The sequence below is a fragment of the Megasphaera sp. DJF_B143 genome, from assembly GCF_900320625.1.
Classification (GTDB): domain Bacteria; phylum Bacillota; class Negativicutes; order Veillonellales; family Megasphaeraceae; genus Megasphaera; species Megasphaera hexanoica.
Map to the genome: position 1 here is coordinate 1 of NZ_ONTA01000233.1, position 3,304 is coordinate 3,304.

General features: G+C 50.0%; 3 protein-coding genes and 1 pseudogene. All 4 read right to left on the reverse strand.

The window, feature by feature from the left end:
• Window positions 1–375 (reverse strand): annotated as a pseudogene (locus DBO31_RS06985) (pyrroloquinoline quinone biosynthesis protein PqqE); the annotation flags it as partial.
• 173 nt (window positions 376–548) lie between these two features.
• Entirely contained in the window at window positions 549–1,415 is an 867-nt protein-coding gene (locus DBO31_RS06990) for a vWA domain-containing protein (protein WP_150824785.1), read from the reverse strand.
• Between the two features lie 54 nt (window positions 1,416–1,469).
• Window positions 1,470–2,543, reverse strand: a complete 1,074-nt coding sequence (locus DBO31_RS06995; RefSeq protein ID WP_083237048.1) for an ABC transporter substrate-binding protein — start codon at window positions 2,541–2,543, stop codon at window positions 1,470–1,472.
• Window positions 2,544–2,555: 12 nt separating this feature from the next.
• Window positions 2,556–3,299: an ABC transporter permease gene (locus tag DBO31_RS07000; RefSeq protein ID WP_234995427.1), complete on the reverse strand. Its 744-nt coding sequence runs from the start codon at window positions 3,297–3,299 to the stop codon at window positions 2,556–2,558.
• Window positions 3,300–3,304 lie beyond the last annotated feature (5 nt).

Below are 3,304 nucleotides of genomic sequence, written 5' to 3' on the forward strand. Positions count from 1 at the left end.
ATTGCAGGCACTGGTCGGATCAAAAAGAATAGCCCAGGGGATATTACAGTGATATTTCGCTTTTGCGGCATTACGGGCACGGAGCCCATAAAAACCGGCTTCAAATCCCAGATCCATGACAGCCGTTTTGACGATATTCGGGTTGAGCGTGTTCAACGCATGGTCCAAAAAATGGAACCATTTGCCATCTTCATCAATCAGACGGCGGGCTTCTTCAAAGGATTCTTTTTCAAATAAGTCGCCAAAAAGATGTTCCATAATAAAGGACAAGTGTTTCAATGACTTTCTCCGGTCTTCCGGATTTTTTTCTGACATAATGCGGTCTACAATCAATCCTACCGTTTTCTTTTGTACTTCGTGTGTCAATCTTTTCATGGCATTCCATCTCCTCTTTTTGGAAACCGAAATAGCACTTTTCTTTTCACCTATTATTATACGCCTCCCAATGTAAATGTCAAAAGGTTAAAGTCAAAAAGTCAGATGGAGAGTAAAAAATCTGCCCCATGAACCATGATACGGTCACGGGGCACTCTCTTTTCTGCATCCATCTATTTTCCCGGTACGATAGAATTTTTCCAGGGGGATCCGACCAGGCTCGATGTCGCAGCCAGGCTGTGTACCATCTGGGATACGGCCTGATAGTTGGCCTGAACGCCTTTTTCACTATTTTCATAGGTCGCGGCATTTTCTTTCTTGATGCCGATCGTATCCGCTTCCTTTTCAGCATCCATATTGGCACCGATAAAGACAAATTCCCAGCCTTTTTCTTCCTGGGCATCAATCAGTTTCCTGACTTTTTCCTGGTCATAGGTCTGACTGTAGTTTTCCAGTCCGTCCGTGATGATGACAAACAGGACTTTGCTGCCCGTATCATCGATGCCTTTGACCGCTTCTGTTTTTTCGATGGCATCGCCAATAGTATCGTACAATGCCGTCGCGCCACGGACCTTATACGAATCAAGGGTCATATCGGGCACCTCAGAAATCGGCTTACGGTCCGCCAGGATTTCGTGATCACTGCTGAACAGGATGGTCGTCACATTTGTCGGCACCGACAACTGCCGTTCTTTGGCCAGCATGGAATTGTAGCCTTTTACCGTATCTTCTTCCAGGCCTTTCATGGACCCGCTCTTATCGATGAGCAGCACGACTTCCAGATGAGATGCCTGTACAGCCGGTTTTTCCGTTCCAGCCGGTTCTGTCCCGCTCTGAGTTGTCGTCGTTCCTGTCGTCGCAGCAGTGCCCGGTACCGGTACAGTAGACGAAATTCCTGTTTCCTTTAAAACCTGACTGACTGCCGGCACGCTCTTTGCCAGCTGCTGCAGCGTATCCGTCCAGCTGGCCGCCATGACAGCTGTACTCCCCAGCCCCATAAGACAGGCCAGGGCAGCCATAACTTTCAAGTGTTGTTTCATCTACATCGCCCTCCTTTACTTTGATTATATTATACCATCCTTTATGTTACAGGTTTAATACACTTTTACCTGTATCCATCCTTCATTGTACATCTTGTCGCCGTCTTCACCGAGATCCTGATACGTTTCCTGTCCTTCATAAACTTCCGGCGGCGGGAATACGACGGGATTATCCTTATAGTCTTCATCCTCTTCCATTTCCGGAACGGCTGTATTCGGTGTCGAATATGTCAGGTATTCAAAATTTTTAAGGGCAATATCGGGCCGGCTCATGAAGTCGATGAAGGCATGGGCATTTTCTACATGGGCCGCATTTTTAGGGATTACCCACGAATCAATCCAGAGATTGGTCCCTTCTTTGGGCACGACGTAGGCCAGGTCTTCATTTTCCAGCATCATACGCAGGGCTTCTCCGGAAAAGATGACACCCATGGCGGCTTCCCCGGAGACGAGTTTATCTTTGACATCATCGATGCCATACGCCTGGACGAGCGGCTTCTGAGCAATGAGCATATCCCGGGCCTGACGCATTTCATCCGGGTTTGTCGTATTCAGAGAATACCCCAGCCGCTTCAGGGCTACCATATAAGCATCGCGGGGCGAATCCTGCATGAGGATTTCATTCTTATACTTTTCATTCCAGAGAATATCCCAGCTGTCTACAGGATCATCGACCATGGTGCGGTTGTACAGGATTCCAACCGTTCCCCAGCAGTACGGCACGGAATAGATGTTTCCCGGATCGAACGTCTCCGACTGCTTATAAAACACCTGTCCCACGTACTGGCGGGCATTGGGAAGACGGGAGAAATCGAGAGGCTGCAGGAGATCGTGTTTGATCATCTTCTGTATCATGTAGTCCGACGGACAGATGACATCGTACCGTACCGCACCGGCTGCTACCAGGGGATACATACTTTCATTGGTATCGAATTCATCCATGACGACGTGTATCCCCGTTTCTTCTTCAAACTGTTCCAGTGTATCGGGGTCGATATAGTCACCCCAGTTATACACATAAACTACACTATCGCCTTCGGCTTCTTCGTCCTGAAATCCGCAACCCGAAAACGCCAGGATACTCATCAAGAGAGCCAGACAAATAGAGACGATATATATTTTTTTCATGTAACCGCCCCCTTATCGTGCTGACTGGCCTATCTGCATGCGTTTCCGGTTCCAGAACAGGAGAAACGCAAAGACCAGGACAAAGACAAATACCAGTGTGGACAGGGCATACATTTCCGGATGGATCCCCAGTTTCAGTTCGGCATAGATTTCTGTAGGCAGCGTGTCGATGCCGGCGCCTTTGGTAAAGTGAGTAATGATGAAATCGTCGGCCGACATGGTGAAGGCCAGCATAAACCCGGCCAACAGGCTGGGCCGCAGTTCCGGCAGGACTACGCGGCGGAATGCCATCAGCGGTGTTGCCCCCAGATCGCGTGCCGCATCATAGCAGTTGCGGTCCAGAGACAGCATCTGCGGCATGAGACAGAGGATGACGTAGGGCAGATTGAATACGATGTGAGCCATGAGGATGGTACCGTAGCCGAGGCGCAGTCCCAGGCCCAGGAACAGCAGCATGAGGGAAATCCCCGTCACGATATCGGCGTTGAGGAGGGGAATATTGGCAACGCCCATCAAAACGGACCGGCGGCGCCGCCCCATACCGCGCAGAGCCAGACAGGTCACCAGTCCGAGAAGCGTCGCCACGGCCGCGGATGACAAGCCAATGGTAATGGTATTCTGCAGAGCTTCCAGGATGCCTTCATTCTGAAACAGTTCGCCGTACCACTGGAGGGTAAAGCCTGTCCAGTGCCCCCGGTAGCGGCTGGCATTGAACGATTGGGCGATGAGTACACCGATAGGGGCGTAAAGAAACAGAAAAA